Annotated in this window: 25 protein-coding genes; 9 read left to right on the top strand and 16 right to left on the bottom strand. The window is 60.2% G+C overall.

All coding sequences use genetic code 11. The annotated features are described in order from the left end of the window. Window positions 1-157 precede the first annotated feature (157 nt). Window positions 158-718, top strand: a complete 561-nt coding sequence (locus tag WBR25_RS03900; RefSeq protein ID WP_005335471.1) for a gamma carbonic anhydrase family protein — start codon at window positions 158-160, stop codon at window positions 716-718. 71 nt (window positions 719-789) lie between these two features. Here WBR25_RS03900 and WBR25_RS03895 read toward each other — a convergent pair whose 3' ends face one another. Together WBR25_RS03895 and WBR25_RS03890 are read right to left on the bottom strand one after the other, a co-directional pair. Further along, window positions 790-3,828: a cytochrome c peroxidase gene (locus WBR25_RS03895; RefSeq protein WP_479749435.1), complete on the bottom strand. Its 3,039-nt coding sequence runs from the start codon at window positions 3,826-3,828 to the stop codon at window positions 790-792. A 191-nt stretch (window positions 3,829-4,019) separates the two neighbouring features. Further along, window positions 4,020-4,928 (bottom strand): SAM hydrolase/SAM-dependent halogenase family protein, encoded by a 909-nt coding sequence (locus WBR25_RS03890; RefSeq protein WP_270819062.1) that lies wholly within the window; start codon window positions 4,926-4,928, stop codon window positions 4,020-4,022. Window positions 4,929-5,126: 198 nt separating this feature from the next. Between WBR25_RS03890 and WBR25_RS03885 the strand changes: the two genes are divergently transcribed. The 4 genes from WBR25_RS03885 (at window position 5,127) to WBR25_RS03870 (ending at window position 8,564) form a co-directional block, all read left to right on the top strand. After that, entirely contained in the window at window positions 5,127-5,591 is a 465-nt protein-coding gene (locus tag WBR25_RS03885) for a hypothetical protein (RefSeq protein WP_270819063.1), read from the top strand. Window positions 5,592-5,717: 126 nt separating this feature from the next. Beyond that, the gene (locus WBR25_RS03880) at window positions 5,718-6,356 is read left to right on the top strand and encodes a hypothetical protein (RefSeq protein WP_479749434.1); all 639 of its coding nucleotides are present in this window, start codon (window positions 5,718-5,720) and stop codon (window positions 6,354-6,356) included. Next, window positions 6,287-7,216, top strand: coding sequence for a GGDEF domain-containing protein (locus tag WBR25_RS03875; protein WP_479749433.1), 930 nt, complete (start codon window positions 6,287-6,289; stop codon window positions 7,214-7,216). Before WBR25_RS03880 ends, WBR25_RS03875 begins: the two co-directional genes overlap by 70 nt. Before the next feature lie 97 nt (window positions 7,217-7,313). Further along, window positions 7,314-8,564 (top strand): DEAD/DEAH box helicase, encoded by a 1,251-nt coding sequence (locus tag WBR25_RS03870; protein WP_479749432.1) that lies wholly within the window; start codon window positions 7,314-7,316, stop codon window positions 8,562-8,564. An 83-nt stretch (window positions 8,565-8,647) separates the two neighbouring features. Here WBR25_RS03870 and WBR25_RS03865 read toward each other — a convergent pair whose 3' ends face one another. Further along, window positions 8,648-9,919 carry a hypothetical protein gene (locus tag WBR25_RS03865; RefSeq protein ID WP_103422349.1) on the bottom strand — a complete coding sequence of 424 codons (1,272 nt, stop codon included), beginning with the start codon at window positions 9,917-9,919 and terminating at the stop codon, window positions 8,648-8,650. A gap of 215 nt (window positions 9,920-10,134) precedes the next feature. Then, window positions 10,135-10,899, bottom strand: coding sequence for a CphA family subclass B2 metallo-beta-lactamase (gene cphA / locus WBR25_RS03860; RefSeq protein ID WP_479749431.1), 765 nt, complete (start codon window positions 10,897-10,899; stop codon window positions 10,135-10,137). A gap of 427 nt (window positions 10,900-11,326) precedes the next feature. On the opposite strand from cphA, the gene WBR25_RS03855 reads away from it, so the two are divergent. Then, on the top strand, window positions 11,327-11,902 hold the full coding sequence (locus tag WBR25_RS03855) for a hypothetical protein (protein ID WP_231560921.1): 576 nt from the start codon (window positions 11,327-11,329) through the stop codon (window positions 11,900-11,902). A gap of 122 nt (window positions 11,903-12,024) precedes the next feature. On the opposite strand, the gene WBR25_RS03850 is transcribed toward WBR25_RS03855, so the two are convergent. Continuing rightward, window positions 12,025-13,728 (bottom strand): amidase, encoded by a 1,704-nt coding sequence (locus tag WBR25_RS03850; RefSeq protein WP_479749430.1) that lies wholly within the window; start codon window positions 13,726-13,728, stop codon window positions 12,025-12,027. Window positions 13,729-13,865: 137 nt separating this feature from the next. Beyond that, complete coding sequence (gene aguA / locus WBR25_RS03845) at window positions 13,866-14,963, bottom strand: agmatine deiminase (protein ID WP_158110625.1); 1,098 nt, start codon at window positions 14,961-14,963, stop codon at window positions 13,866-13,868. 156 nt (window positions 14,964-15,119) lie between these two features. On the opposite strand from aguA, the gene WBR25_RS03840 reads away from it, so the two are divergent. Further along, entirely contained in the window at window positions 15,120-16,073 is a 954-nt protein-coding gene (locus tag WBR25_RS03840) for a LysR family transcriptional regulator (RefSeq protein ID WP_236269471.1), read from the top strand. Window positions 16,074-16,567: 494 nt separating this feature from the next. Continuing rightward, entirely contained in the window at window positions 16,568-16,912 is a 345-nt protein-coding gene (locus WBR25_RS03835) for an endonuclease domain-containing protein (protein ID WP_479749429.1), read from the top strand. A 49-nt stretch (window positions 16,913-16,961) separates the two neighbouring features. Here the strand turns inward: WBR25_RS03835 and WBR25_RS03830 are convergent, their stop codons facing one another. Then, window positions 16,962-17,528 carry a TetR/AcrR family transcriptional regulator gene (locus tag WBR25_RS03830; protein WP_042081487.1) on the bottom strand — a complete coding sequence of 189 codons (567 nt, stop codon included), beginning with the start codon at window positions 17,526-17,528 and terminating at the stop codon, window positions 16,962-16,964. A 200-nt stretch (window positions 17,529-17,728) separates the two neighbouring features. On the opposite strand from WBR25_RS03830, the gene WBR25_RS03825 reads away from it, so the two are divergent. After that, window positions 17,729-18,766: an alkene reductase gene (locus WBR25_RS03825; protein ID WP_160881992.1), complete on the top strand. Its 1,038-nt coding sequence runs from the start codon at window positions 17,729-17,731 to the stop codon at window positions 18,764-18,766. 114 nt (window positions 18,767-18,880) lie between these two features. Here the strand turns inward: WBR25_RS03825 and rpoS are convergent, their stop codons facing one another. The 9 genes from rpoS to ftsB all read right to left on the bottom strand — a co-directional run bounded on the left by rpoS (window position 18,881) and on the right by ftsB (window position 25,618). Beyond that, complete coding sequence (rpoS, locus tag WBR25_RS03820) at window positions 18,881-19,864, bottom strand: RNA polymerase sigma factor RpoS (protein WP_005335504.1); 984 nt, start codon at window positions 19,862-19,864, stop codon at window positions 18,881-18,883. A gap of 45 nt (window positions 19,865-19,909) precedes the next feature. Beyond that, window positions 19,910-20,980 carry a LysM peptidoglycan-binding domain-containing protein gene (locus WBR25_RS03815; RefSeq protein ID WP_005354503.1) on the bottom strand — a complete coding sequence of 357 codons (1,071 nt, stop codon included), beginning with the start codon at window positions 20,978-20,980 and terminating at the stop codon, window positions 19,910-19,912. Between the two features lie 9 nt (window positions 20,981-20,989). Beyond that, window positions 20,990-21,571: a YqaA family protein gene (locus WBR25_RS03810; protein ID WP_021229508.1), complete on the bottom strand. Its 582-nt coding sequence runs from the start codon at window positions 21,569-21,571 to the stop codon at window positions 20,990-20,992. Then, entirely contained in the window at window positions 21,568-22,185 is a 618-nt protein-coding gene (locus WBR25_RS03805) for a protein-L-isoaspartate(D-aspartate) O-methyltransferase (RefSeq protein ID WP_005335507.1), read from the bottom strand. The genes WBR25_RS03810 and WBR25_RS03805 overlap by 4 nt, the downstream gene beginning before the upstream one ends. A gap of 7 nt (window positions 22,186-22,192) precedes the next feature. Then, window positions 22,193-22,954 (bottom strand): 5'/3'-nucleotidase SurE, encoded by a 762-nt coding sequence (gene surE, locus WBR25_RS03800; protein WP_005362779.1) that lies wholly within the window; start codon window positions 22,952-22,954, stop codon window positions 22,193-22,195. After that, window positions 22,935-23,993, bottom strand: coding sequence for a tRNA pseudouridine(13) synthase TruD (gene truD / locus WBR25_RS03795; RefSeq protein WP_479749428.1), 1,059 nt, complete (start codon window positions 23,991-23,993; stop codon window positions 22,935-22,937). The genes surE and truD overlap by 20 nt, the downstream gene beginning before the upstream one ends. Further along, entirely contained in the window at window positions 23,993-24,469 is a 477-nt protein-coding gene (ispF, locus tag WBR25_RS03790) for a 2-C-methyl-D-erythritol 2,4-cyclodiphosphate synthase (protein WP_216979435.1), read from the bottom strand. Before ispF ends, truD begins: the two co-directional genes overlap by 1 nt. A gap of 146 nt (window positions 24,470-24,615) precedes the next feature. After that, complete coding sequence (ispD, locus tag WBR25_RS03785) at window positions 24,616-25,308, bottom strand: 2-C-methyl-D-erythritol 4-phosphate cytidylyltransferase (protein WP_479749427.1); 693 nt, start codon at window positions 25,306-25,308, stop codon at window positions 24,616-24,618. Next, the gene (gene ftsB, locus WBR25_RS03780) at window positions 25,301-25,618 is read right to left on the bottom strand and encodes a cell division protein FtsB (protein WP_005335520.1); all 318 of its coding nucleotides are present in this window, start codon (window positions 25,616-25,618) and stop codon (window positions 25,301-25,303) included. Before ftsB ends, ispD begins: the two co-directional genes overlap by 8 nt. Window positions 25,619-25,746 lie beyond the last annotated feature (128 nt).

Below are 25,746 nucleotides of genomic sequence, written 5' to 3'. Positions count from 1 at the left end.
TGCTCCCATATTCCAGCGCGTGGAAACAGTGATCCCGCCAAGGCTTGCGACAAGGGTCAGACCACTTCGGGGTTTCACCGGATAATAACGAGGCGTAAGCTGGCATCCTGGCGCCGGGTGCGCCACCGCATCATTTCAAGCAACCACAGGATGTAACATGATCCGCAAGAATCCCTCCGGCCATCTGCCTGTCATCGACGAATCCGCCTATATCGACAAAACCGCCATCATCTGCGGCAAGGTGATCATCAAAGAGAATGTCTTTGTCGGCCCCTATGCGGTGATCCGTGCCGACGAGGTGGATGAGAGTGGAGATATGGAACCCATCGTCATCGGCGCCAACTCCAATATCCAGGATGGCGTGGTGATCCACTCCAAATCCGGCGCCGCCGTCACCATCGGCGAGTACACCTCCATCGCCCACCGCTCCATCGTCCACGGACCGTGCGAAGTGGGAAACCGGGTCTTTATCGGCTTCAACAGCGTGCTGTTCAACTGCCATATCGGTGACGGTGCCGTGGTGCGTCACAACTCGGTGATCGATGGCTGCGATCTGCCGCCGGAGTTCTACGTCCCCTCCACCACCCGCATCAACCAACAGAGCGATCTGACCCATATCCCGCGGGTTTCGGTAGATGCCGCCGAGTTCTCCGAGGACGTGGCCCACACCAATATCGATCTGGTCAAAGGGTACAAGGCGCTCTCCAACGAGTTCTGATCCCTTTCTTTATTACCAGAGAACAAAACGGGCGCCGAGGCGCCCGTTTTTCATTTGACTATATATGAAGGCTAGATGGCCCTGACGCAGGTGGCGGCATGAGCCTCATCCGCCAGATCCCACAGCGGATCACCAGTGCTCAGGTCCAGCAGCGGCAACTCACCATCGTCATTGGCAGTCGCATCGCTACTCCAGTAGCGGTTGTAGAGCGGCCACCCCTGCTGCTGAAGCAACTGATCCGTCGCGCCATCCTTGTTGTAAGCGGCAAACAGCACCTCCAGCTCGGCCCGGGTCGGCAGACGCCAGTCATCGTGACCGCGCGCCACCAGCTGCTGGCAGTAATCCCGCGCCCGCGCCTGCCCCATGGTCACATACTCCAGCGGGAAGGGATTGTAGTCACCATCACTGTCACTGCTCACACCGTCATAGGAGATGGACAGACGATCCGCCTCGTCCATGGTCAGCTGGCAGACAAAGGCAAGCTTGCCCGCCACCAGCTCGGGTTGACGACAGCCCCGGGCAAAATCGGGCTGGGCATCCACCACCTGCACCGTCACGGTCAACGTGTGACGCGCCGTGGTCGCCACCAGTCGTGCCGTCCCGACCGCCACACCGCGCACCTCGCCCTGCGTGTTCACGGTAGCGAACTCCGGCTGTTCGCTGCGCCACTCAATGGGCCCATCGAGCGGGCCGAGAGAGCCATCGCTCAGTTGCCACTGCAGTTGCAGAGGAAGCGTCCGCCCCACTTCCAGCTGAGGCTGGGCAGGCAGCACAGCCAATCCGGTGATCACAGCCCCCACCGGAGTAGGGTCATCCACCTCACTCACCCCCAGCTCAGCAACCGTGGCCGGGGTGCGGCGCGGCTCGGCCGAGGCGCTGCGCAAAAACTCGCCGATGGCATCGAGCTCGTCATTGCTGAGGCCAAGAGCATGCAGGTGAGCGGAGGCTTTGGGGAAGAAGGGATCATATTGATCCGCACCGGTCGGGAAGCCGACCCCGCTGCTCCACTTGGTCACGCCAAAGTTGTACATGGCCACCACCCCCTGCACCGAACCGCCGATACGCTGGGCCAGGATCGGGAAGATGCCGTTGTGCATATAGGGGCCGGTAAAGGCGACGTCCCGCAAGCTGGGGGTCTTGAAGCGACCGATGTCCGCCTTGTTGCGGGTCTGCAGGAAGCGCCCGCGATCTTCCAGCTTGCCACGACCGTAATAGGTGAGCCCCACACTCTCGAACCCGTGCTGACTCAGCAGCGGGCCGGAATGGCAGTTCATGCAGCGGCCATCGGTGCGGTAAAGATGCATCCCCCACAGCGCCTTGTCACTGAGTGCCTGACTATCCCCTTTGACGAAGCGCTCAAAATCGCTGTCTCGGCTGATGATGGTGCGTTCGAAGGTGGCGATCGCCTTGGCGATCCGCTCCAGCGTGATCGCCTGATCGCCAAAGGCGGTGGCAAAAGCAGCCTGATAGTCGGGGCTGGCCTGCAAGCGGGCCAGCAGTTCGTCATGACTCAGCGCCATTTCGATGGGGTTCTGGATCGGGTGAAGCGACTGCTCCTCCAGCGTGGCGACCCGCCCATCCCAGAACTGGGTCGAGCTGAAGGCGCTGTTGAGGATGGAAGGAGCGTTGCGATTGCCCTTCTGGCCCAGATGGCCGACCGAGACGCTCAGGCCGTCGCTCCACCCCTTTTGCGGATCGTGGCAACTGGCACAGCTGATGTCCCGCCCCTTGGAGAGCTGCTTGTCGAAAAAGAGCTGCTGACCCAGCACCACCTTGGCCCGGCTATAGGGGTTGTCGGCCGGGAAGGGAACCGCCGGCAGCGGCCCCAGCTCCTGCCATTCCACCCCTTCATCCACCCGGGCGGCAGGCCATTGGGCCGATGAACCGCTGTATTGGGCGCGCAGGGCCGCCATGTCCGGCTTGCTGCTGTCGCGCACCACAGAGGGGCGCACCGGATAGGGTGCCAGCGCATACCAGAGCAGACTCCCCTCTCCCTCATCCAGCCAGGTTCGGGTCGCCAGTTGATAGAGACGGGGTTGACCCGCACCATCCTGCAGCCAGATCTGGGCGGGCAGGCCAACAGCAAAGGTATTGGGATAGCGCCATGCCGACTTGTCACTGCTCAGCAGCCGTTCGAATTCGGTGAGGGTCGGCAGGCGCCAGTCGCTGCGGCCGCAAGCGGTCAGCCCCGCAGCCAGTTGTGGCTGGCTGGCAATCTTCAACGCACTGGTGTCACTGCCATACAGCCAGTACTGGCTACCCTTGACCCCGCTGACCGTGCGCACATCGTGCAGGCACTGCCAGGGGCCACGCACCACCAGCAGCCCCTGCTCATCGAGACGCAGCAGATCTGCCGTCTCCGGCTCGTCCGGCTGACTTGGATTGGCGGGATAGAGCTGGGTACGGGCGGACTGGATCTGGGCACTGTTACTGCGCTGATACCAGCTGCGCGCCTGCTTGTCATCGCGCAGGGCCAACAGCATCTGCCAGCTGTCGGCATAGTCGAGCACGGCGCCCGGCTGGCGCTGGGCCAGCAGGAAGGCAGCGTAATCCTCAATAGCCGCCTGTTGCTGCACGCGGATCTCCGCTGCCCTGCCCCACTCGGCCTGACTGAGGGAGCCATCTCCGCTCTGATCCGCCAGCAGGAAGAGCGCCGTCTCCTCCTCGTTCAATCCCAGCCGCGGCACGCTGTTGCGGCGCGCCAGAGTGATCCCGGCCGAGAGATCCGCCACCCGCACCGATACCGCGCGCAGCAGATAGCCCTCGTCGCTAGCGAGCAGCTCCAGTGGCTGATCCAGTTGCAGACCCGCAGGCAAGGTGATGCTGACAGGTTGGCCCGGTTCGATTGCCTGTTGCACGCGGATCCCGGTTGCGACCTGTTTCACCTCGAGCTGTGCCCCCACCCCCAACCGATCGGCCACATTGACCTCAATGGTCAGAGGAACCCGGGTATGGGTTTCCGGCGGTACTATTGGCGGAGTGATGGGCGGTTCGGTCGGCTTGACGACCGGCGGGGTCACCTCGGGTGAGGGGGTCACCGACGTATTGCTGTGATTGTCATTGCATGCGGCCAGAGCCAGCAGGCTGAGCAGTAAGAGGCTGGTTTTCATTCGGTATGGTTGAGTGGTCAGACAAGTGTGCGATTATCCAGTCAAATACCAATCATTATCAATTGCATTCAATTAATATGCTTTTTGACAACAACTTCTTATCAGCAACGCCTTACCACCCGATGAGAGAGGGCAGCCTCTTTGGCTGCCCTCTCTTGCTTCAAACCCGATTGTCGAAAGCCCGACAATCTTCAGGAGCACTTCTTCAGGCTGATATGCCAGTTGGCACCGGATTGCACCTGATGCTTGGCGGCGAAGCTGTCCATGTTCAGCGCCACCGACACCTGCAGCAGGCTGTTGAGGTAGACCAGCGGCTGACCTTCCGGCACATCGCCGAAGCTGCTGACGTAAGGGGCCTTGCCGTCATATTTGACCACATCCCCTTCGCGGATCTTGATGCAGGCGTTATCCCCCTTGTTGATCCCCGCCTTGGTCAGCAGGGCATCGTCGATATTGGTCCAGACGTTGCCGTACTGCACATCGAGGATCGGGATGGTGCCCTTGAGGGTGCCATCCTTCTCGGCGACCGCAGGCTGATAGGGGATCTTCACCACCTCGGCGGGCAGCAGCGGGCCGACCTGCTCATAGCTGATGGCGCCGGAGGCGAGCCGTGCGCCGGTATAGGCGTACACATCGCGGCCATGGAAGGTGTAGGACTTCTCGGAGCCCTTGAGGCGGTTGAGCTTCTCATCGATCTGGCGCACCGCCTCGATGCCGAAGTGCTCGGCCACCAGGGTCAACGTGCCGTTGTCCGGAGTCACGATGTAGTGGCCGCTCCTGGTCTTGAGCACCACTGACTTGCGCTCGGTGCCGACACCGGGATCCACCACGCTGACAAACACAGTGCCCTTGGGCCAATACTGCAGGGTCTGGTAGAGGCGGTAGGAAGCTTCCCAGATGTTGTAAGCCGGGATCTCGTGGGTCAGGTCATAGAGCGGCAGGGTACGATCCACCCCGAAGGCAACCCCCTTCATGGCCGACACGGCGCCATCTTTGAGGCCGAAATCGGTCTGGATCACCAGCGCTTCGTTGGCAGCGGCGATGCAGCTTGCCAGCATGAGGGCGAGCGCAATGGCGCGGGGAGCGGTACGAATATCCATATCTGAACTCCTGAATCATCTGAGGATAACGAAACGGCGACAGCCATTTAGACATCCAGACTGCCACAAATGGATTTTTTTGCAAGGGGTTTGCAACAAAGTGAGGAACGACTCGCAGAAATTGTGCTCGCCAAACGTCGGCGGCGGGGGTATCAAAAGCAGAACAGGAAAACGTTTACAACACAGGAGCTCAGCACCATGACACAACCCGTACCGGAGATGATGACCCTGCTGCTGGAGATTGGTGAACAGAGCAGCCAGCTCTGGCTGAGCCAGCCAGATGCGGCCCCGTCACAATACCCGCTGGCCTTTGGCACCCACGCCATCCAGCCCGGACCGTTTCGCAATGCGCCACCCACCCCGCTCGAACTGGAGCGGGCCATCATGGTGGTGGAAGATGAGCTGATGCGCATTGCCCCGCAGATCCCGCCCGGCTTGCAGCTGACCCTGCGCAGCCAGCCATCACTGGCCGAAGCGCTGGGGGACAACCAGCTCGACCGGGATCTGGTGGAGCAAGCCTTTGGCCAGCTGGCCGCGATGGCGGAAGGGGATCCCCTCGCCGCCAGCTTGCTGCCACGCGACGAGCACTTTGCCGCCGTGCTGCTGATCGTCAGGGAGTGGCTGCACCATCTGGCCAGCGAGAGCGTGCTGATCGTGGAGTAGGGATAAATAAGTGGTGAGGGCTTCAGCTTCTGGCAAGGTTTGTCGGTGGATCCTGTCGGGATTTCCTTCGCGTATACTTTGCCCGTATGGCGCCCGCGCCCCTATCGGTACTCTAACCAGACACCTATGACCTTATTTTCAGGTAACCTCCCAGCCTTGCGCTGGCCATCGGCGTGTGCTCGCCAGTTTATCGTCAAAGTGGCCGGATTGGCCCTGCTCGCCCTGACCGGGCTGGGCACTGTCTTCTACTACACCTATCTCACTATCCAGCACGACATGGATCTCATCACCGCCAGACAGAAGAACGTGTTCGAGGTCTTCTACCAGCGAGCCAAGATCCTCAAGGTGGAGAACATCACCAGCTATCTGGCACAACACCATCTGCTCGATCAGCCACCGCCCCCAAATAGCGTCGGCAGCGACTATCTCTACGGGTATGACCTCAAAAGCAAATACCGCTTTGCCGATATTCCGCTGCGATACCCGGCCGCCAATATCCTCAACACCTTCCGCTATGCCCTCTCTTATTCGGAGGTGATCAATATCTACACCATCTGGAATGACTACCGGCTGATCGGCATGGTGGCCGACAACAATGTGCTGCCCACCAGACTGGCGCCGATCAAGGTGGATCTGATGACCCTGCCCGCCTGGTATCACTACTTCGGTTGCGCCAGCTTTGCCCCCGGCCGCCCTTGTGCAGCGCCGATGAAGCCTTTGTCTCCGATATCGAGATCGACAGCTTCAGCATGCGCAACACCATAGTGATGTACTTCCCCTTCATTCATCAGTCGGGGCGCGGCGGTTACAAATACGGGCTGCTCGGTATCGATATCGCCGTCGATGAAGCATTTAACGATGTGCTGCGACCCTTCGACACCATCAACCCGACCCGCACCAACATATCGTTTGAAGCCGCCGAGCCCTGCCGCCCGATGCATCTCTGCCTGAGCAAACCCTTTATGCGCACCAAGGCGGGGGATGATCTCTATCTGAAGTGGTCCTACAGCTGGTTCGATTTCGTCAAGCTGGCCCTGCAAAGTGCGGCCTTCAAGGTCTATCTCATCGTGCTGTTGCTGGGCATGGTGGCCTGGAAGCAGATCTACCTGCGGCTGCGCACCCTGGCGCACACCGACCACCTGACCCGGCTGCCCCGCAGAGATGTACTCTGCCAGAGTCTGCTCCATGAGCACGACTACCTGATGATCCTCGATATCGACAACTTCAAGTCGATCAACGACACCTATGGCCATAGCGTCGGGGATCTGGCCCTGGTCGCCTTTGCCCGCCATCTCAGAAGCAATATCCGCAAGGTGGACAGCGCCATCCGTTGGGGCGGCGAGGAGTTTATTGTGCTGTTCAAGGGGATGGAGGATGACGAGATGATGATCCACTCCGCTGGCCGCCTGCTGGATCGGCCATTGGGTATCCCCGAGCTGCCCACCCCCATCACCTTCTCCGCCGGGGTGATCCGCATTCGCGACTACCTCACCGTCACCGAGGCAGTGCATCTGGCCGACGAGCTGCTCTACCACGTCAAACAGCACGGCAAGCACAACATCGCCTGCTACGAGGGCAAAAAGATCCGGCTGATCCGCCCGTTGCCGGACGACACAGAGGCATAGCCGCCTTCTGCCGCTCCCCCTGCTTCTGTTACCATCGCGGCCACGATCACTCACTGCATCGTGGCCGCAGGCCGCGATAACCCCGACTGGTGCCCCTATGTCCACAGCCTCCTTTGCCGAACTGGCCCTCTCCCCCCGTCTGCAGCAGACCCTGAGCGAGCTCGGCTATGCCGCACCGACCCCCATTCAGGCTCGCGCCATCCCGGTCATTCTGGCGGGGCGGGATCTGATGGCGGGGGCCCAAACCGGCACCGGCAAGACCGCCGCCTTTGTGCTGCCGCTGCTGGAGCAGTTGCTTGCGCAGCCGCAAATGGAGTCCCAACGCCCAATCCGCGCGCTGGTGCTGGTGCCGACCCGCGAGCTGGCGGTGCAGGTTGCCGAGAGCGTGGCACGCTACGGCCAGGGTACCGGTCTCACCAGCACGCTGGTCTACGGCGGGGTGAGCATCGCGGCTCAGGTAGCGGCGCTTCAAACCGGGGTGGATATCCTGATCGCCACCCCGGGCCGCCTGCTCGACCATCTGCGTCAGGGGGCATTGAGCCTTGAACACCTCCGCCATCTGGTGTTTGACGAGGCGGATCGCATGCTCGACATGGGCTTTATGGACGAGATCACCGCGCTGCTCAAACAGATCCCGGCGGATCGCCAGACCCTGCTCTTCTCCGCCACCTGCGACGACAACCTGTTTGTCCTCTGCAAGGTGCTGCTGCGTGACCCCGAATTGATTGAAGTAGCGCCACGCAATACCACGGCGGCCGAGGTGGAACAGCGGGTCTACACGGTGGACAGCGATCGCAAGCTGGCGCTGGTCGAGCACATGCTGAAAGTAAAAGGGTGGGCACCGGCCCTCATCTTCAGCCGCACCCGTCAGGGGGCCGACAAGCTGGCCCAGCAGCTTGGCAAGGCGGGTATCAATGCGCTGGCCTTCCACGGCGATCTGTCGCAAAGCGCGCGGGAAAAAGTGCTGCTGGAGTTTCGCGCCGGCACCCTGCAAGCGCTGGTCGCCACCGACGTGGCGGCCCGCGGCCTCGATATCAGCGATCTCAACTATGTGATTAACCTCGAGTTCCCCTTTGTGGCGGAGGATTACGTCCACCGTATCGGGCGCACCGGTCGCGCCGGCAACAAGGGGCTCGCCATTACCCTGTTCAGCCCGGAAGATGCGCCGCTGTTGGAGAAAGTGGAAGCTGTGCTCGACACCCGTTTGCCCCAGCAGTGGTTTCCGGGCTTTGAGCCGGATCTCACCCGCTTCGAGCCCGAGCCGCGCCGCAACAGCAAGGCGGCCCAGAAGCAGCGCGCCAGAAAGCAGGCCCTCGCTGGAAACAAGGGTGGCAAGGGCAAACGCTAAGCCGCCCTGCGCCGCCAATAAAAAACGCCCGCACGGGCGTTTTTTTGTTATCTGACAGGGGCCAGCTCTTGGCGAGTAACCCCCTAACGGGTCGCCAGCACCAGTGGCAGGGATCGCAAGATCTGCCGCTCCGCCAGGGTCGAGAGAATAAACATCACCATATAGCCGAGACCCAGCGCCACGATAATCGCCACCACGTTGGCGGTGAATTCGGCCACCAGATAGTAGGCGGCGACCAGCGCCACTATGCCCGCCAGCCGGATCAGCAAACTCTGGGTAAAGTGGCCGTGAGCCTTGATATAGGCGAGCTGATAGCCGTTGAGCATCATAAAGATAAAGAAGATGGAGAAGTGGAACAGCACAGGCACCGCCCCCACGTAGTCAGCGGGGAAGAACAACAGCACCAGCGGCTTGCCCGCCAGCAGCATCAAGCCAAAGAAGGCCAGACTGACGATGGCGGAGAGACGGAAGATCCAGCGACGAATAAGCCTTATCTGGCGGTGATCGCCATTGCGCAGATTGACCGCCAGCTCCGGCAGCACAAAGCGGTAGATGGGGAAGACAAACAAGGTGGTCATATAGGTGAAAATGGGGCGCACCACCACCTGAAAATCCCCCAGCTCGTCGATGCTGAAGTGGCGGATGGTGAGCAACACAGTGATGTAGATCATCAGGATACTGGCCCCCGCCTCCAGGGATGCGGTAAAGCTCTTCTTCACATAGCTTACCATCTCGGGGCCGAGCGCCACCTTGGCGAGCGGCTTGGTGGCGATGGCCCGGCGGCGCGAAACATACATATAACCGGCGATGGCGAGCGACGAGAAGGTCAGCCCGTAGAAGAGCGAGGCAAGTGCATCCATCCCCAGCCCGAAGTAACAGGCCATAAACAGCAGACCATTGGCCAGCGGCTCCAGCCAGGTGACCCGGTTGGAGAGCTGATACATCCGGTACATGGCCACCAGGTTGGTGAAGTAGACCTTGAGCCCCAGCCCGAAGATGACCCCCACCAGTTGCAGATACTCCACCCGGATATGGAGGCCGTGCTTGATATAGGGGATCACCGCTCCCCAGGTGAGCAGCACGATGCCGATGAGGAAGTAGCGAAAGATATTGATGATGTCCCGATCGTTCTTGGTCTGGGAGTAGCTCACCACCATGGAGGAGCGAAAACCTGTCATCAGGATAAAAGAGAGGGAGATCAAATCCACCACGCTGTTGAACAGCGCCAGCTCCCCCTTGGCGACCCACTGCGCCAGCCACACCTTGAAGGCGAAGCCGATAACGATGCTGACCAGCGAGGCCCACATCCCGGTGATAAAGGCCTGCTTGAGGCGCGCGAGAGAGGCATATTGCATAACGAAAATGGATAACTTTCAGGAAAAAGAGAGAGGGCCATCTTATGAAAGCCTCCCTCCCTTGAACAGCGTTAATGCCACGCACTCACAGTCACCAAAAAAGCCGCCAATGCAAAACACCCGCTTATTTCCTGAAAGCGGGCGTTTTGTGATGTGCCGTTATGGCTGCTGATTGCAGCGATGGCACGGCTTGCTGCCAGTCTGTCGCGCAACCCTTATGACTGCGGCGCCGCCTTGATCAGCTCTTCATAGTGATCAATCAGCTCGGGGCCGTGCAGCGGCGAGTCGTGGCCGCCAATCACCGTCTTGATCGGCAGCTTCATCGCTTTGAGCCGCTCGATGGTCTGAGGATACGCCTTCACATTGGCAAAGCTCAGGTTGCCCAGCTTCTCCTTGAGGATGCAGTTGCCATAGAGCACCTGCTCATCGGGGAAGTAGACAAAGATGCCGTCCGGCGTATGGGCCGGGCCCGCGTAGAAGGCACGCACCTTGCCCTCTTGCAGGGTGAAGTCACCATCGTGCACCACGTTCGGCAGCACCAGCGGCAGATCCGGGTACTCCGGCAGCCCCTTGCGGGTAAAGGCAACAATCTCGGCCCAGTCGCTCTTCATCAGATCCCGGGTCTGACGGGTCGCCACCACCTTGGCCCCGATGGACTTCCAGTAGGCGTTACCGCCCGCCCGATCAGTGTGGTAGTTGGTGTTGATCACCTCCAGCACCGGCTTGCTGCTGACCCGTTTGATCAGCTTGTGCAGCTCGCGGGCGGTTTCCGGTGTCCAGGTCGCCCCCACCACAGTCACCCCCTTGGCCCCGAAATAGACCATGGAGTTTTCCTTTACGTAGTAGTTATCTTCAACCACGTAAACAGGGCCACTCACCTGCTTGAGGGAGATCCCCGCCGCCCGCACGCTGCCACCCCAGAAACTCGCCATCAGCACCACGGCCCCGGCCAATGTGCACTTCATCCAACCTTTCATCATCTTGCTCCCTCGAACCAATCGCCCCCTCGCCACCCCTGTGGCAAGCCGGGCCTTTTAAGCAGTGGGCAGAAGATACGGGGGATTTGTGAGGGGAAAATGAGGTTGTGTGAAGAGAAGGTGAAGTCTGGGGAAGTCCGGAAAAATCAGGGGGAATCGGCAGCGAGCCACGACCAATATGGCGATTGACGGTGCGAGAAGTGGAGAGAGGTAAAGGCTCAAAACACGCAATCAGCGCCTTGATGTAGGGACGATTAGCGCAGCGTAATCGTCCGTTTACCGCGATCGTCCGAATACTCTTAACTATTGGGTACATAACCTTATTTCTGCGAAGTTCAGCACACTCCATGACTTCATACGAGACTCATCAGGCAGTAGACTAAGTCAACTTTGATGGTGCAGCCCTGTTTATCTTAAGTGGAGTATTAATATGTTCAACGGAGTTCGTGTTTTCGATACTGTTTTAGATGGTAAAAATACAAGAGATATGGTTTCAAGAAACTCAGCTGATTTTTGGAAACCATTTTGTAAATCAGCAGGATGGAACTTTAATTATGAGCGGATCCATTCATTAAACGACCTTAAGTATTTTTTCTCAAAAAAAATCAAAGAGGATATTATTATCTTTTCAGGGCATGGTAATGAAAATGGCTTCTATTTTTCAAATGGAGATTGCCTTGATAAAAATACAGATACTTTCATTCCAGAAAAAAACCATGGAAAAGTAATTATATTTTCATCATGCCTAATTGGAAATAATGAGTGCACTTCCAAAGCGTTAAAAGCATTTTTCTCCGCAGAAGCTCTTTTTTCATATCGGCACCTTATGTCAGATAGATTCTGCTTTTTAAATGAATCCATACTACTCTCCTCTATAGAGCATAAGTTCAACCGAGGTAAAAACAGCTTTACAGAAAACGACTTTAGGGAGTTTCAGACTCAGACTAATTTTATGAAAAACATGAATGAAAAACATGTGAAACTACATCCAATGGTTATGTTTTAAACCTTCACGCCATCTATTAATTAATTTATTTCAAGATGATAAAAAACACCCACTTGTAATACAGGTGGGTGTTTAGACCGATCATCATCGGACACGTCAAAATATTTAACTCACAACAGCAATCACCCCAACGGCGGCGTGCGTGGCGGCACCTTGCGCTTGCTGCCGGTGGACTCGAAAGCCGAGGCAAAGCGCAGCAGGTTGTTGTCGTCATAGGCGCGACCGGCGAAGGTCAGGCCCACCGGCATACCGATATCGGCCATCACACCCATGGGGACGGTGACGGTCGGCACGCCAAGGTGGCGAATGGCGAGGTTGCCGTTGGCAACCCAGATGCCGTTGCTCCAGGCGATATCGGCAGAGGCCGGATTCACATCCGCATCAGCCGGGGCGACGTCGGCGACGGTCGGGAACAGCACGGCGTCGAGCTTGAGCCCGTCCATCCAGTCCTCCAAGTCCAGCTTGCGGGTCTTTTCCAGACCGCGCAGGCCGTCCGGCACCGAGGCAATCTCGTCAAAACGCTTGAGGCCGCGCTTGGCCATATTGACGTATTCATCCATGCCCGCCGCCAGATCGCCCTCGCGGTTTGGCAGGGTGCCCGGATCGTGGGGGAAGATCTTCGGCCCATCGACATCGGCCAGCTTGTTGAGCTTGGGATCGCCGTTGGCGCGCAGGAAGTCGTCGAACGCCCAGCCGGAGAGCTCCCACAACTCGTCGTTGAGAAACTCCGGGCTCACGATGCCGCGATTGAACACAGTCGGCGCACCGGGTCTGTCCCCTTCGCAGTTGGAGACCAACGGGAAGTCCACTTCGATGACCTCCGCACCAGCGGCTTCCAGCGCCTTGCGTGCCTCTTCCCAGAGGGCAATCACGGTCTCGCGGGTATGGATGCGCTGACCGGTCGGGCCGCCGATACCGGGGTTTTCGCTGGTGCCAGCCAGTTCATCCTTGTTGATAAACATGCGCGGCACGCCGAGGCGCTTACCCTTGAGGGCATCGGCCTTGGCAGCCAGATCCAGATAGGAGGCCGGACGCACCTCGGAGGCCTTGGGCAGCTGCACCCAGGGCTGCATGCGCCACAGATCGCCACGGGTATCGGCATCGTCGGCGACCACTACATCGAGCACTTCCAGGAGGTCGTTCATGGTGCGGGCATAGGGCACCACCACATCCATGGTCGGAGTCAGCGGCCAGTTGCCGCGCACCGAGATGATGCCACGGGACGGGGTGTAGGCGCACAGGCCGTTGTTGGAGGCAGGGCCGCGGCCGCTCGACCAGGTCTCTTCGGCCAGACCGAAGGCAGAGAAGCTGGCGGCGGTGGCGGTACCGGCCCCGTTGGAGGAGCCGGAAGCAAACGGCGCGGTCAGGTAGTCGGCGTTGTAGGGGCTCTCGGCACGGCCATAGACGCCGCGCTGCATACCGCCATTGGCCATCGGCGGCATATTGGTTTTGCCAAGGCAGATGGCACCGGCGGCGCGCAGCCGCTCAACGGTAAAGGCATCGCGCTGGGCCACCAGATCCTTGAAGGCCGGGCTGCCGGAGGCAGCGGTCAGCCCCTTGACCAGATAGCTGTCTTTGGCGGTGTAGGGGATGCCGTCGAGCGGCCCCAGGGTTTCACCACGAGCGCGGCGGGCATCGGAAGCCTCGGCTTCTTTCAGCGCATCGGGATTGGCGACCACCACGGCATTGAGTTTGGTGGCAGTCTCGGGGCCATTGTAGGCCTCGATACGGGCCAGATAGGCCTTGACCAGTTCGACCGCAGTAGTGCGGCCTGATTCGAGCGCGGCACGCAGCTCGGCAATGGAAACCTCGGTCACTTCGATCATTTAGGATCTCCTGTAAAAGGGTGACTGTTTGTCATGATGATCGCCGTATCAGCGCCTGCGACCATCACACCATCAAGAGATAAAACCCCACGGCGTGGGGTTTGGAATACCAACCTCAGCTGGCTTGGAACAGGTTCTTACTTGCCAGAAGGAATTTGCTGAGTAATGCAGTGGATATTGCCACCGCCCAGCAGGATCTCGCGAGCCGGTACGCCGATCACGGTGTGCTCCGGGAAGATCTCTTCCAGAATGCGCTGGGCTTCACCATCGGTGGCAGCATCCAGCAGCGGGTAGACGATGCGATCGTTGGTGATCAGGAAGTTCACATAGGAACCGGCCAGACGGCCTTCTGCCTCGCGCGGCACACCGCTGCCGCTCTCGACACCGGCAGACTCCTCTTCAGTGCAGAACAGCGGGCCCGGCTGGGGCAGCTTCCACACTTTCAGCTTGCGACCCTTGGCATCGACCGCCGCTTCCAGCACCTTGAGGGCGGCCACGGAGCGGGCATACTGGGGATCGTTCTGATCGTCAGTCCAGTGCAGGGCCACTTCACCCGGACGCACGAAGCAGCACATGTTGTCGATGTGGCCGTCGGTTTCGTCCATATAGACGCCTTCGTCCAGCCAGATAAAGCTGGTGACGCCCAGATAATCGCGCAGGTGAGCTTCGATCTGCGCTTTGGTCAGGTGCGGGTTGCGGTTTTCGTTGAGAAGGCACTCGGCGGTGGTCAGGCAGGTACCTTCGCCATCGACGTGGATAGAGCCCCCTTCCAGAATCAGCGGCGCGTCGTAACGAGCCATGCCGTGCTGGGCCAGCATCTGGGCTGCGACCTCTTCATCCTGATTCCACGGGTAGTAGAGACCGCCCTTGTGACCGCCCCAGGCGTTGAAGCCCCAATCCACCCCACGGCACTCGCCGGCAGCGTTGGTGACGATGGTGGGGCCGGTATCGCGGGCCCAGCAGTCATCGCTGTCCATTTCGACCAGAGTGACGTGGGCGGGCATGATGGCGCGGGCCTGCTCCATAAACTGGGCCGGTACCCCCATAAAGACCGGGGTGGCGCCACCGATGGCATCGGCCACCTTGGCGAAGGTCTCTTGCGCGAAGCGACCGGCTACGCGCCAGTTATCCGGGCGAAACGGCCAGATCATCCAGACGGCCTGCTGGTGCGCCCACTCGGCGGGCATGGTGAAGCCGTCGGCGGCCGGCGTGGAGTTAATGGTCTTGATGCTCATCGCAAGGCTCCTTGCATGGATTGAGGCCCCCGTTTACGCCCGATGCGGCGCGGGAACCCGGAAAAATAACAGTGGGTCGCAGATTAAGACGTTGCGCCCCCATCCATCAAATGAATAGGATGGATTGTCCCATAAACACGACGAATAATCCCCCCCATGAAACTGCACCAGCTCGACCTCAATCTGCTGCTCGCGTTTGACGCCCTGATGACACAGGGCAGCGTCACCCGCGCCGCCGAAGCGCTCTTTATCAGCCAGCCCGCCATGAGCCACTCCCTTAACCGGCTGCGCACCTTTCTCGGCGACCCGCTTTTGGTGCGCACCCCGCAGGGGATGCTGCCGACCCCGCGCGCCCAGCGGCTGCATCTCGGGGTGCAGCAGGCGCTGCGGCTGCTGGAGCAGCAGCTCACCGAGGAAGAAGAGTTCGAGCCGAGCCAGTCGAAGCGGCGCTTCGTGCTCTGCACTACCGACTACGTGGAGTGCGTGCTGATCCCGCCGCTTATTCAGCGGCTCAGAGGGCTGGCGCCCGGGGTCACCATCGAGATCCGCATCCTGCGCGACACCCTGCCCGAAGCCGAGCTGGCGAGCGGCGAGATCGATCTGGTGCTGGGCTTTGACGAATACATGCAGGTACCGGGGTATCTCGGCAAGGAGACCTGGCTCACCGAGCCGCTGGCCGGACTGGTGCGCGCCGATCTGCCCATTGCCAAATCGGCCCCCGCCGGCGCCGAGGATGACCCCTCCCAGTGGCAGGAGCGCATCACCCTGCCGCAGCTCATCGCCATGCCCCATGTGTTCCACTCGCCCCTTGGCACTTCGGAGGCGAGCCTCGACCGCTATCTGAAGAGTCAGGGCTTTAGCCGCACCATCTCGGTCAACAGCCAGAGCTATATGTCCGCCGCCGCCATCGTCAGTCAGAGCGATCACCTTTTGGTGCTGCCCAGCATGGTGGCCGAGCTGCTCGCCACCCACTGGCCGCTGAAAAGCCTGCCGCTGCCCGAAGACGTGCCCGACTACCACCTCAACTGCGTCTGGCACCCTGTTCACGCGCAGCAGCCTGCACTGGTATGGCTGAAAGATTTGATGAAGGAACTGGTGGGGCCGAGGTAAGACGGCGGCGTCTGGCATACTCCATAGGCGCATACGCAACAACCGGTGCAGATGTGGCTCAAGGATTTGATGAAGGAGCTTGTTGACCGACCACTATGCCCGCACAGAACCTCGATCAGTTCCCTCTCCCTCCAGGAGAGGGTTAGGGTGAGGGCTGCTCCTGCTCCCTCCCCCTCATCCCCAGCCCTTCTCCCGCAAGGGGAGAAGGGAGCCGTTACGCTACAACTTGCAGCACCGCGGACAACCAGTTAGCCAGTCAGTCAGGCGATTCCACATACATTCAAAAAGTTACCGTCATCTTCGTATTACCCAATCCAGCTTCCCCTGCTCGAATCCGGCAATGAACACTGTGATGATCAGCCCAATCCCAACCACAACTCGATCTGTTCCCTCTCCCTCCGGGAGAGGGCTAGGGTGAGGGGACGCAATACCCAACCGGTAAACAGATGGGAAGCTGGCTATATCTATAGGGCGATACGGAGCAGGGGCAATTTATGGAGAGCAACCTCTTTGCCAAGCGGCTGAGACGGGATGCCACGCAGGCAGAGCAGAAACTGTGGCAACAGCTGCGCAATCGCCGTCTGGCGGGGCTGAAATTTCGCCGCCAAATGCCCATCGGCCCCTATGTGGTGGATTTTATCTGCCTTGAACAGGGATTGGTCATCGAAGTGGATGGTTCGCAACACGGAACACAAGCGAACCAGATGCATGACGAGGCTCGGACAGCCTATCTCAATCAGCAGGGATTTCGGGTGATCCGAGTGTGGAATAACGATGTACTGGGCAGGCTCAACTCCGTGCTGGATTTTATCCTGTTCTCGTTACGCCAATCCGATTGACCCCTTCCCCTCAATTCAAAAAGCAAAAACGGAGAAGGGGAAACCTAACTTACGCCCGCAGGGCCCGCATCAGCTGGGCGACTACGTCGTCGAGCAGGGGGCGGTCCGGGCGGCACTGGGCGAAGGTGACCAGCCCTTGCAGGTTGATCAGCAGCAGGGCGGTGAGGGTGTGGATATTGCTATCCGGGGCCAGCTCGCCCTTGGCCTGCGCCTGTGTCAGCAACTCGGCCAGATCCTGCTCCAGCTCGCCATAGATCCCCTTGACCCGCTGGGTCAGCTCCTCATCCTGCTCGCTCAGCTCCATCATGGTGCGGGTCACCAGACAGGAGCCGCAGAGCGCCTCCCCCACAATCCGGTCGAGATAGGCAGCAAGGCCCGCCAGCGGGCTCGGGTTGTCGAGCAAGGAGCGGCGCTGGGTGCGTTTACCCTCGACATAGTGATCCACCGCAGCCAGCAGCAGGCCGCGCTTGTTGCCAAAGGCGCCGTAAATGCTGCCCGGGTGCAGGCCGGTGGCAGCCACCAGCTCCTGCATGGTGGTCTTGGCATATCCCTTGGCGCGAAACGCTTCCATGGCATTTCGCAGTACCTCGTCCCGATCAAACTCGGCTATGCGCATGGTTCCTCCCGTGGGAAATGGTTCACCGGCAAGGGGCAACAGGGCCCGCCGATAAAGAGTGGCTGGAAAGGGCGGCAAGTTTACCCCAGCCGCCCACTCGGGCCAACCTTCTTGAACGCGCATTCAAAAAAAAGCTTGCGCCCGACGCAAAAAACGTCTTGAATGCACGTTCAAGAATAACCCGTTCAGGACAACCTATCATGAATACCCTGTTTCAGCCGTATCGACTCAATGACACTCTGACCCTGGCCAACCGTTTCATGATGGCCCCGCTCACCCGCTGCATGGCAGGCCCAGGTCTGGTGCCGACCGAGCAGATGGCTGCCTATTACGGCCGCCGCGCCGACATCGGCCTGATTGTTTCAGAGGCCGTCATCATCCGCCCCGACGCGCAGGGCTACCCCAATACCCCGGGCCTCTTCACCCAGGCGCAGATCGATGGCTGGAAGAAAGTGACCAGCGCCGTGCATGCCAAAGGCGGCAAGATCTTCGCCCAGCTGTGGCACGTCGGCCGCCTCTCCCACCCCTTCTTCCATCAGGCTGAAGTGTTGGCCCCCTCTGCCGTGGCGCACGAGGGCACAGTGCCCCGCATGCGCGAGTTGACCTATCAGGTGCCGCGCGCCCTGACCGAGGCCGAAATCGCCCAGCTGGTGCTGGATTACGCCCAAGCCGCAGCCAACGCCATCGAGGCGGGCTTTGACGGGGTGGAGATCCACGGCGCCAATGGCTACCTGATCGACCAGTTCCTGCACCACTCCACCAACCTGCGCACCGACAACTACGGTGGCAGCCCGGAAAAGATGAGCCGCTTCGCGCTGGAAGTGGTCGATGCCATCAGCGCCCGCATCGGCGGTGATCGGGTTGGTATTCGTCTCTCCCCGGGTGCCTATGTCCATCTGGCGGGCAGCCCGGAAGATCGCGCCGTGTTCGACTATCTGCTGGGCAAGCTGAACGATCGCCCGCTGGCCTATATCCACCTCGGCATCTTCGATGACAATCTCACCTTCGATTATCTGGGTGGCCGCGCCTCCGACTATCTGCGCGCCCACTACAAGGGCAATCTGGTCGGGGTGGGCAACTACGACGCCGAGCGCGCCGCTGCGGCCATCGAGGCCAACCGCTTCGATCTGGTGGCCATCGGTCGTCCGCTTATCGCCAACCCGGACTACCTCACCAAGGTGAAGAAGGGAGAAGCGCTGGTGCCCTACGCCGACACCATGCTGGCCGAGCTGGTATAACCACGAAGCCATCGCCAGACGACAGGCAATAAAAAACGAGGGGAGCAGTTGCTCCCCTCGTGCTATCTGGCTGATGCCGCATTCCGTTGGTGCGGGCTTAATTGGTGCGGATGCTTAATTGGTACGAAATAGCGCCTCGATGGAGAGCCCCTGGCTCAGCAGGATCTCCCGCAGACGGCGCAGCCCCTCCACCTGGATCTGGCGTACCCGCTCGCGGGTCAGGCCAATCTCGGCCCCCACATCCTCGAGGGTGGCGGGCTCGTAACCCAGCAGACCGAAACGACGGGCCAGCACTTCCCGCTGCTTGGGGTTGAGCTCCTCAAGCCAGTGGACAATGCTGCTGCGCATATCATCTTCCTGAGACTCCAGCTCAGGCCCCATGCCGCGCTCGTCAGAGAGCACATCCAGCAGCGCCTTGTCGCGATCGCCACCAATGGGGGTGTCCACCGAGGTGATCTTCTCGTTGAGCTTGAGCATGCGGTTCACGTCATCCACCGAACGATCCAGCGCGAAGGCGATATCCTCGGCGGTCGGTTCATGATCGAGACGGTGAGAGAGTTCACGCGCGGTGCGCAGGTAAACGTTTAACTCTTTGACCACATGAATGGGCAGACGGATGGTACGGGTCTGGTTCATGATGGCCCGCTCTATGGTCTGGCGGATCCACCAGGTGGCATAGGTGGAGAAACGGAAGCCGCGCTCGGGGTCAAACTTCTCGACCGCACGGATAAGACCGAGGTTGCCCTCTTCGATGAGATCCAGCAGCACCAGGCCGCGGTTGTTGTAACGACGGGCGATTTTCACCACCAGTCGCAGGTTGGACTCGATCATGCGCTTGCGGGCGGCTTTGTCGCCCCGCAAGGCACGACGGGCGTAATAGACTTCCTCTTCGGCAGTGAGCAGCGGGGAGAAACCAATCTCCCCCAGATAGAGTTGCGTGGCATCCATCACCTTGTTCAGCTCAGGTGCCAGCAACTCATCGGAGATAGTCTCGTCCGCCTCGGCGGCTACCTCCTGCAACTCTTCTACCTCGTGAGATTCGGGTTCAGCGTCAAACTCTAACTCTGCATCCTGCATTACCAGTTGTTCTTGGCTCATGGTGTGTCTCCCTGACGTTACCAGAGTAAGACGGTCTCTCTGGGGTTAACGCTTTGGCAAATAGCTCATCGGATTGATCGACTTGCCTCTGTACCGGATCTCGAAATGCAATCGCACATCCGGCGCGTCCGTGCTACCCATGTTGGCAATGACCGAGCCCCCCTTGACGCTGTCCCCTTCCTTCACCCGCAACTCGTCGTTGTGTGCGTAAGCGGAGAGATAGTCATCATCATGCTTGAGGATAATCAGCTTGCCGTACCCCCTTAAAGCACTGCCAGCGTATACCACTTTACCGCTGCTGGCGGCGTAGACGGGTTGCCCCTTCTGGCCGGCTATGTCGATCCCCTTGTTACCCTGTTCTGCAACAGAGAACCCCTCGACAATCCGGCCTTTTGCGGGCCAGTGCCAAGCAAGTCTCGACTGGGAGTTGTTTATTTTTTGTTCTTTGACCTGAGCGTATTCCTTCGGTGCTGCCGGAGCAACGGATTTCTGAGAGATGAACGGCGTGGTCTGACCAGATCCACTCGGCTCGGCCAACGGACGCGGACCGCTGCTCGGACGGCTAACGGCCACCGGCGTCACGGTTGCCGGACGAGTCGCAGCCACCATCTGGGTCGAACCGCCGCCTGCGGTCTGGACATTGAGCACCTGACCCGGTTGCAGCGCATAGGGGGCGCTCAGGTTATTGCTCTGGGCCAGCGCCTGCGGTGTCATGCCGAACTGGCGGCCAATGCTGCTCAGGGTATCGCCGCGGCGCACCTCATAGGTACCGGCACTGCGGCTGCTGCCAACACTGGCGCTGGAACCATCGAGTCGCAGTCGCTGCCCCGGATAGATGTTGTAGGGCGGGCTGATGTTGTTGAGGCTGGCCAGCGACGGCACGTCGTTGCCGGAGTTGAAGGCGATGGAGTAGAGGGTATCGCCCCGCTTCACCACATAGCTGCCGCCCTGAATGGGGGCGCTGACCTGGGCACCGCTTTGGCGAGCCGGAATGGTCGAGACAAACTGCCCCTCATCAACACCATCTACCGGAGCTGCATTTTTACTGGAGGAGCAGGCAAGCAGCAGCCATGACAACACCACGACACTGCTTCCTTGCCAAATACGCGAACGCATAATGGATCCTTAACGACTAAACCAGAAATAGGCCACCACGGCCAGACCAATACAGAGCCAACCGAGCACATCTACGTAGTGCATCAGTTTGCGTTCCATCTTCTCGCCACCCCAGCGCATCAGGCCCGCAACCAGGAAAAAGCGCATGCCACGACCGATGAGGGAGGTGATGATGAAGGGCAGCAGAGCCATTTGCAACAACCCTGCCGTCACGGTAAACACCTTGTAGGGGATAGGGGTGAAGCTGGCAATGAAAATGACCCAGATCCCCCACTGCTCAAACCAGTTGCGAGCAATCTCGATCTTGTCCTGATAGCCCACAGACTCCACCAGTGGCAGCACGACCGGATCCCACAGGGCATAGCCAAGGGCATAGCCAAACAGGGCGCCCAGCACAGAGAAGAGGGTGGCCAGCGTGGCGTAGTGCCACGCCTTGTGGGGCTTGGCGAGCGCCATCGGCGCCAGCATCACATCCACCGGGATCGGCCAGAACACCGACTCGATGAAAGCGGTGATGGAGAGATACCAGGGGGCATGCTTGTGGCGAGCCCACTGCATAACCAGTACGTACAAACGGGAAAACAACTTCACTCAACATCTCCGTCAATCAGGGGAACAAAACGTACCGGCTCCAGAATACGGCTGGTCAGCTGGGATCCGGATCGTTCGATCAGTTGCAGGGTCTGCTGGCTGTCCCCCACGGGCAACACCAGTCGACCCCCTTCGGCCAGCTGATCGGTGAGCGCCGTCGGGATCTCGCTCGCCGCGGCCGTCACCAGAATGGCGTCATAAGGTCCCTTATTGGGCCACCCCAGCCAGCCGTTGCCGTGCTTGGCCGAGACATTGTGCAGATCGAGCTGGCGCAGTCGGCGCCGGGCCTGGAACTGCAGCGACTTGATCCGCTCAACGGTATACACATGCTCCACCAGATGGGCGAGGATCGCCGTCTGGTAGCCCGAGCCAGTGCCAATCTCCAGCACATGGGCCGGATTGTTTTGCATCAGCAACTCGGTCATTCGCGCCACCATATAGGGCTGCGAAATGGTCTGGCCGTGGCCGATGGGCAGGGCGGTGTTGTCCCACGCCTTGTGCGCCATGGCCTCGTCCACGAACAACTGGCGCGGCACTTTCGCGATGGTCGCCAGCACGCGAAAATCGCGAATATCCTGCGCAATGAGCTGATTTAACAGGCGCTGTACTATCACACCACCCTCATCCCTGCAGATCTAACCAGGCCCCCAGACCGGCGAGACTGTCATAGGCAGTCATATCGATGGTCAGGGGGGTAATCGAGACATAGCCCTGCTCGATGGCGGCAAAATCGGTGCCTTCACCGGCATCCTGCTGGCTACCGGGGGGGCCGATCCAGTAGATGGGCTGACCACGGGGATCCTCGGTGCAGATCACCGACTCCGCCCGGTGGCGATTGCCAAGGCGGGTGGTCTTGATCCCCTTGATCTGCTCGAGGGGCAAGTCCGGCACGTTGACGTTGAGGATCTGATCGGCAGGCAGGGGGTGTTTCATCAGCCCTTTCACCAGCAGGGCCGCATAGTGGGCCGCCGTGGCGAAGTGGGTCTTGCCTACCAGCGAGATGGCGATGGAGGGGTAGCCAAGATGGCGCCCCTCGGTGGCCGCGGCGACCGTGCCCGAGTAGATGACATCATCTCCCAGGTTGGCACCGTGGTTGATGCCGGCCACCACCATGTCGGGTTCAGGACGCACCAGCTCGTTGACCGCCAGATGCACGCAGTCGGTCGGCGTGCCCTTCACCGCATAGCTCTCGCCCCCATTAAAGCCGTTTTCTGCGATGCGGGTAACCCGCAGCGGTACTTCCAGCGTCAGGGAGTGACTCGCGCCGCTACGGTTGCGATCCGGCGCCACCACAATGACCTCGCCGCAGGCGCGCAGCGCCTCGCTGAGGGCACGAATCCCCTCGGCATGCACACCATCATCATTACTGACCAGAATTCGCATCGGTCTGATTCCTGAAACCGTGATCGGCCTCTTCGGCCTGCATTAACTCGCGCACCACGCTGGTGGCAAACGCGCCCGCCGGCAGGAAGAAGGAGAGGGTCAGCGCCTCGCCATCCAGCTGCCAGCTCATCTGCTCCGGCTTGAGCAGCAGGGGGCGCCTGTCCTGATCCAGCCCGGCTTTCTCCAGCCCGTCACACCAATCGCTGTAAGGAGCCAGCACGCCCTGTTCGAACTCGGCAGCGGCGCCCTGACTGGCCAGACGGCCACGGCCCCACTGGGGCGCGGTGAGCTGCACATCGCCGGAGGCAAGACGCGCTTCCAGCTCGGGGGTCACGCTCTCTTCGCTGAAGATGGAGTGGCTACCCTTGAGCATCACGCAATCACCGGCCAGCAGCTGATGGGCCAGCCCCTGTTCGATACGGGCGCTGACGATGGCGTTGAACAGCATGCTGCGGGCGGCAGAGAGGTAGAGGGAGCGCTTGTTGCGATCCTTGATCCGCTTGCCGGCAAACATCGCCTTGGCCGCTTCCAGGTTGTTGCCATCGCGGCCAAAACGCTGCTCACCATAGTAATTGGGCACACCCTGAGTGGCGATGGCCTGCAGGCGCGCTTCCAGCCCGTCGGCCTGTTCCAGACCGGTGAGACGCAGGGTGAAGTGGTTGCCCTTGAGGTAGCCAACCCGCAATTTGCGGTTGTGACGCCTGGCTTGCAGGATCTGGATGCTGTCGCTCTCGATAACCGACAAGTCCGGTTCAGCCTTGCCTGGCAGGTGAATACCAAACCACTGCTCGGTCACCGCGTGACGATCCTTCAGGCCCGCCCAGGTCACCGCATTGCGGTTGACCCCGGCCGCATCGGCCAGCAGACCCGCCACCCAGGCGGTGTTCTCGCCGGTTTTGCGCACCCGGACGAAGATGTGTTCCCCTTCACCGCAAGGCTCAAACCCGAGCTCTTCATTGACCACGAAGTCGGCGGCCTCGGCCTTGAGGATACCGCGGGCAGTGGGCGCCCCGTGCAGATAGGCAAGTTGTTCCAGCATTATTGTTTCACCAGTAGGACGACGGCTTCGGTGGCGATCCCTTCCTTGCGCCCCGTAAACCCAAGCTGTTCGGTGGTGGTCGCCTTGACGTTCACCCGGTTCAAATCACATTGCAGATCGGCGGCCAGCACGGCGCACATGGCGTCGATATGGGGCGCCATTTTGGGGGCCTGGGCGATGATGGTCACATCCAGGTTGCCGATGGCATACCCCGCCTTCTGTACCCGGGCAAAGACATCCCGCAGCAGGATGCGACTGTCGATCCCCTTGAACTCGGCAGCGGTATCGGGGAAGTGGCGACCGATGTCACCGGCACCGATGGCCCCCAGCAGGGCATCGCTCACCGCGTGCAGCACCACATCGCCATCGGAGTGGGCGATTAGTCCCTGCTCGTAGGGAACCGGCACGCCACCCAGCATGCAGGGGCCAACACCACCAAATTTATGGACATCAAAACCATGACCAATGCGCATCATCAGCGGCAACCTCCCAACATGCTGAAACCAACCCCATCAATTTTGTGTACGTCCACACCATGTCCAATCCGGATCATGCTAACTCCTTGTTCGGGCCTGTTTGTTCGAGACGCTCTGCTCTGAACGGTCTGTTCTGACTGAGGGGCTTATGCCTGCTGGCTTAAAAACAGCCCCGCCAGCGACAAGTCTTCCGGCCGGGTCACTTTGATATTGTCGGCGCGCCCCTCCACCATCCGCACCGTGAATCCGGCCCGCTCCATGGCGGAGGCCTCGTCGGTGATGGTGGCGCCCAGCAGCAGCCCCTCTTCCAGCGCCCGTTTCAGGGTAGGGGTCGGGAACATCTGCGGCGTCAGGGCATGCCAGAGCTGCTCGCGCTCGACGGTGGCGATGATATTGCCCTCGCCATCGGAGCGCTTCATGGTATCGCGCACCCGACTGCCGAGAATGGCACCGCCGCAGTTCATGGCTGCGGCAATCAGCGCATCGAGATCGCCGTGAGTCAGGCAGGGGCGGGCCGCATCGTGCACCAGCACCCACTCCCCTTGCGCCACATGGAGGCCATTGAGGACGGAAAAGGCGCGCTCGGCGCCTCCCTCTACCCGCACAATGCGCGGGTCGGCCGCCACGGGCAGGGCCTCGAACCAGCGATCATGGGGCGCCAGCGCCACGATCACCTGGGCGATGGCCGGGTGGGAGAGCAGCCGCTCCAGGGTATGTTCGAGAATGGTTTTACCCGCCAGTTGCAGGTACTGCTTGGGGCAATCGGCCCCCATTCGGCTGCCGATACCGGCGGCAGGGACGATCGCCGTCAGGCCGGATACCCGGCTGGCATCAGTCATCGTAGGGCTCATCGTCAGGCGCTGTCTCTTTGTCTTTCTCTTTGGGGATGATCCGGTAGAAGGTCTCCCCCTGCTTGATGTAACCCAGATCGTTGCGCGACAACTCCTCGATGGCCTCAAGGCCAGAGGTGAGATCATCTATCTCGCGGTAAATGAGGTCGTTACGATCCTTGAGAGTCTGGTTGTCCCGCTGTTGCTGCGAGATGGCCTCCGACAGGTTCTGATAATCGGATAGCCCGTTCTTCCCCAGCCAGAGGTCATATTGCAGTCCCCCCAGCAGGAGGATCAGGATCAGGGTGAATAGCCGCATGCACTAGGTCTCCTTCAGGCGGCCTAGTGTCCCATATTCGGTGCCAAGACAAAAGAAAGCGAGCACCCGGGAGCCACCGGCCGAACATAAAAAAGTGCCCAAGAGTGAATCAGATAGCACAAAGCCCC

The organism is Aeromonas sp. MTB, from assembly GCF_056632455.1.
This window is presented reverse-complemented; position numbering and strand designations above follow the sequence as displayed.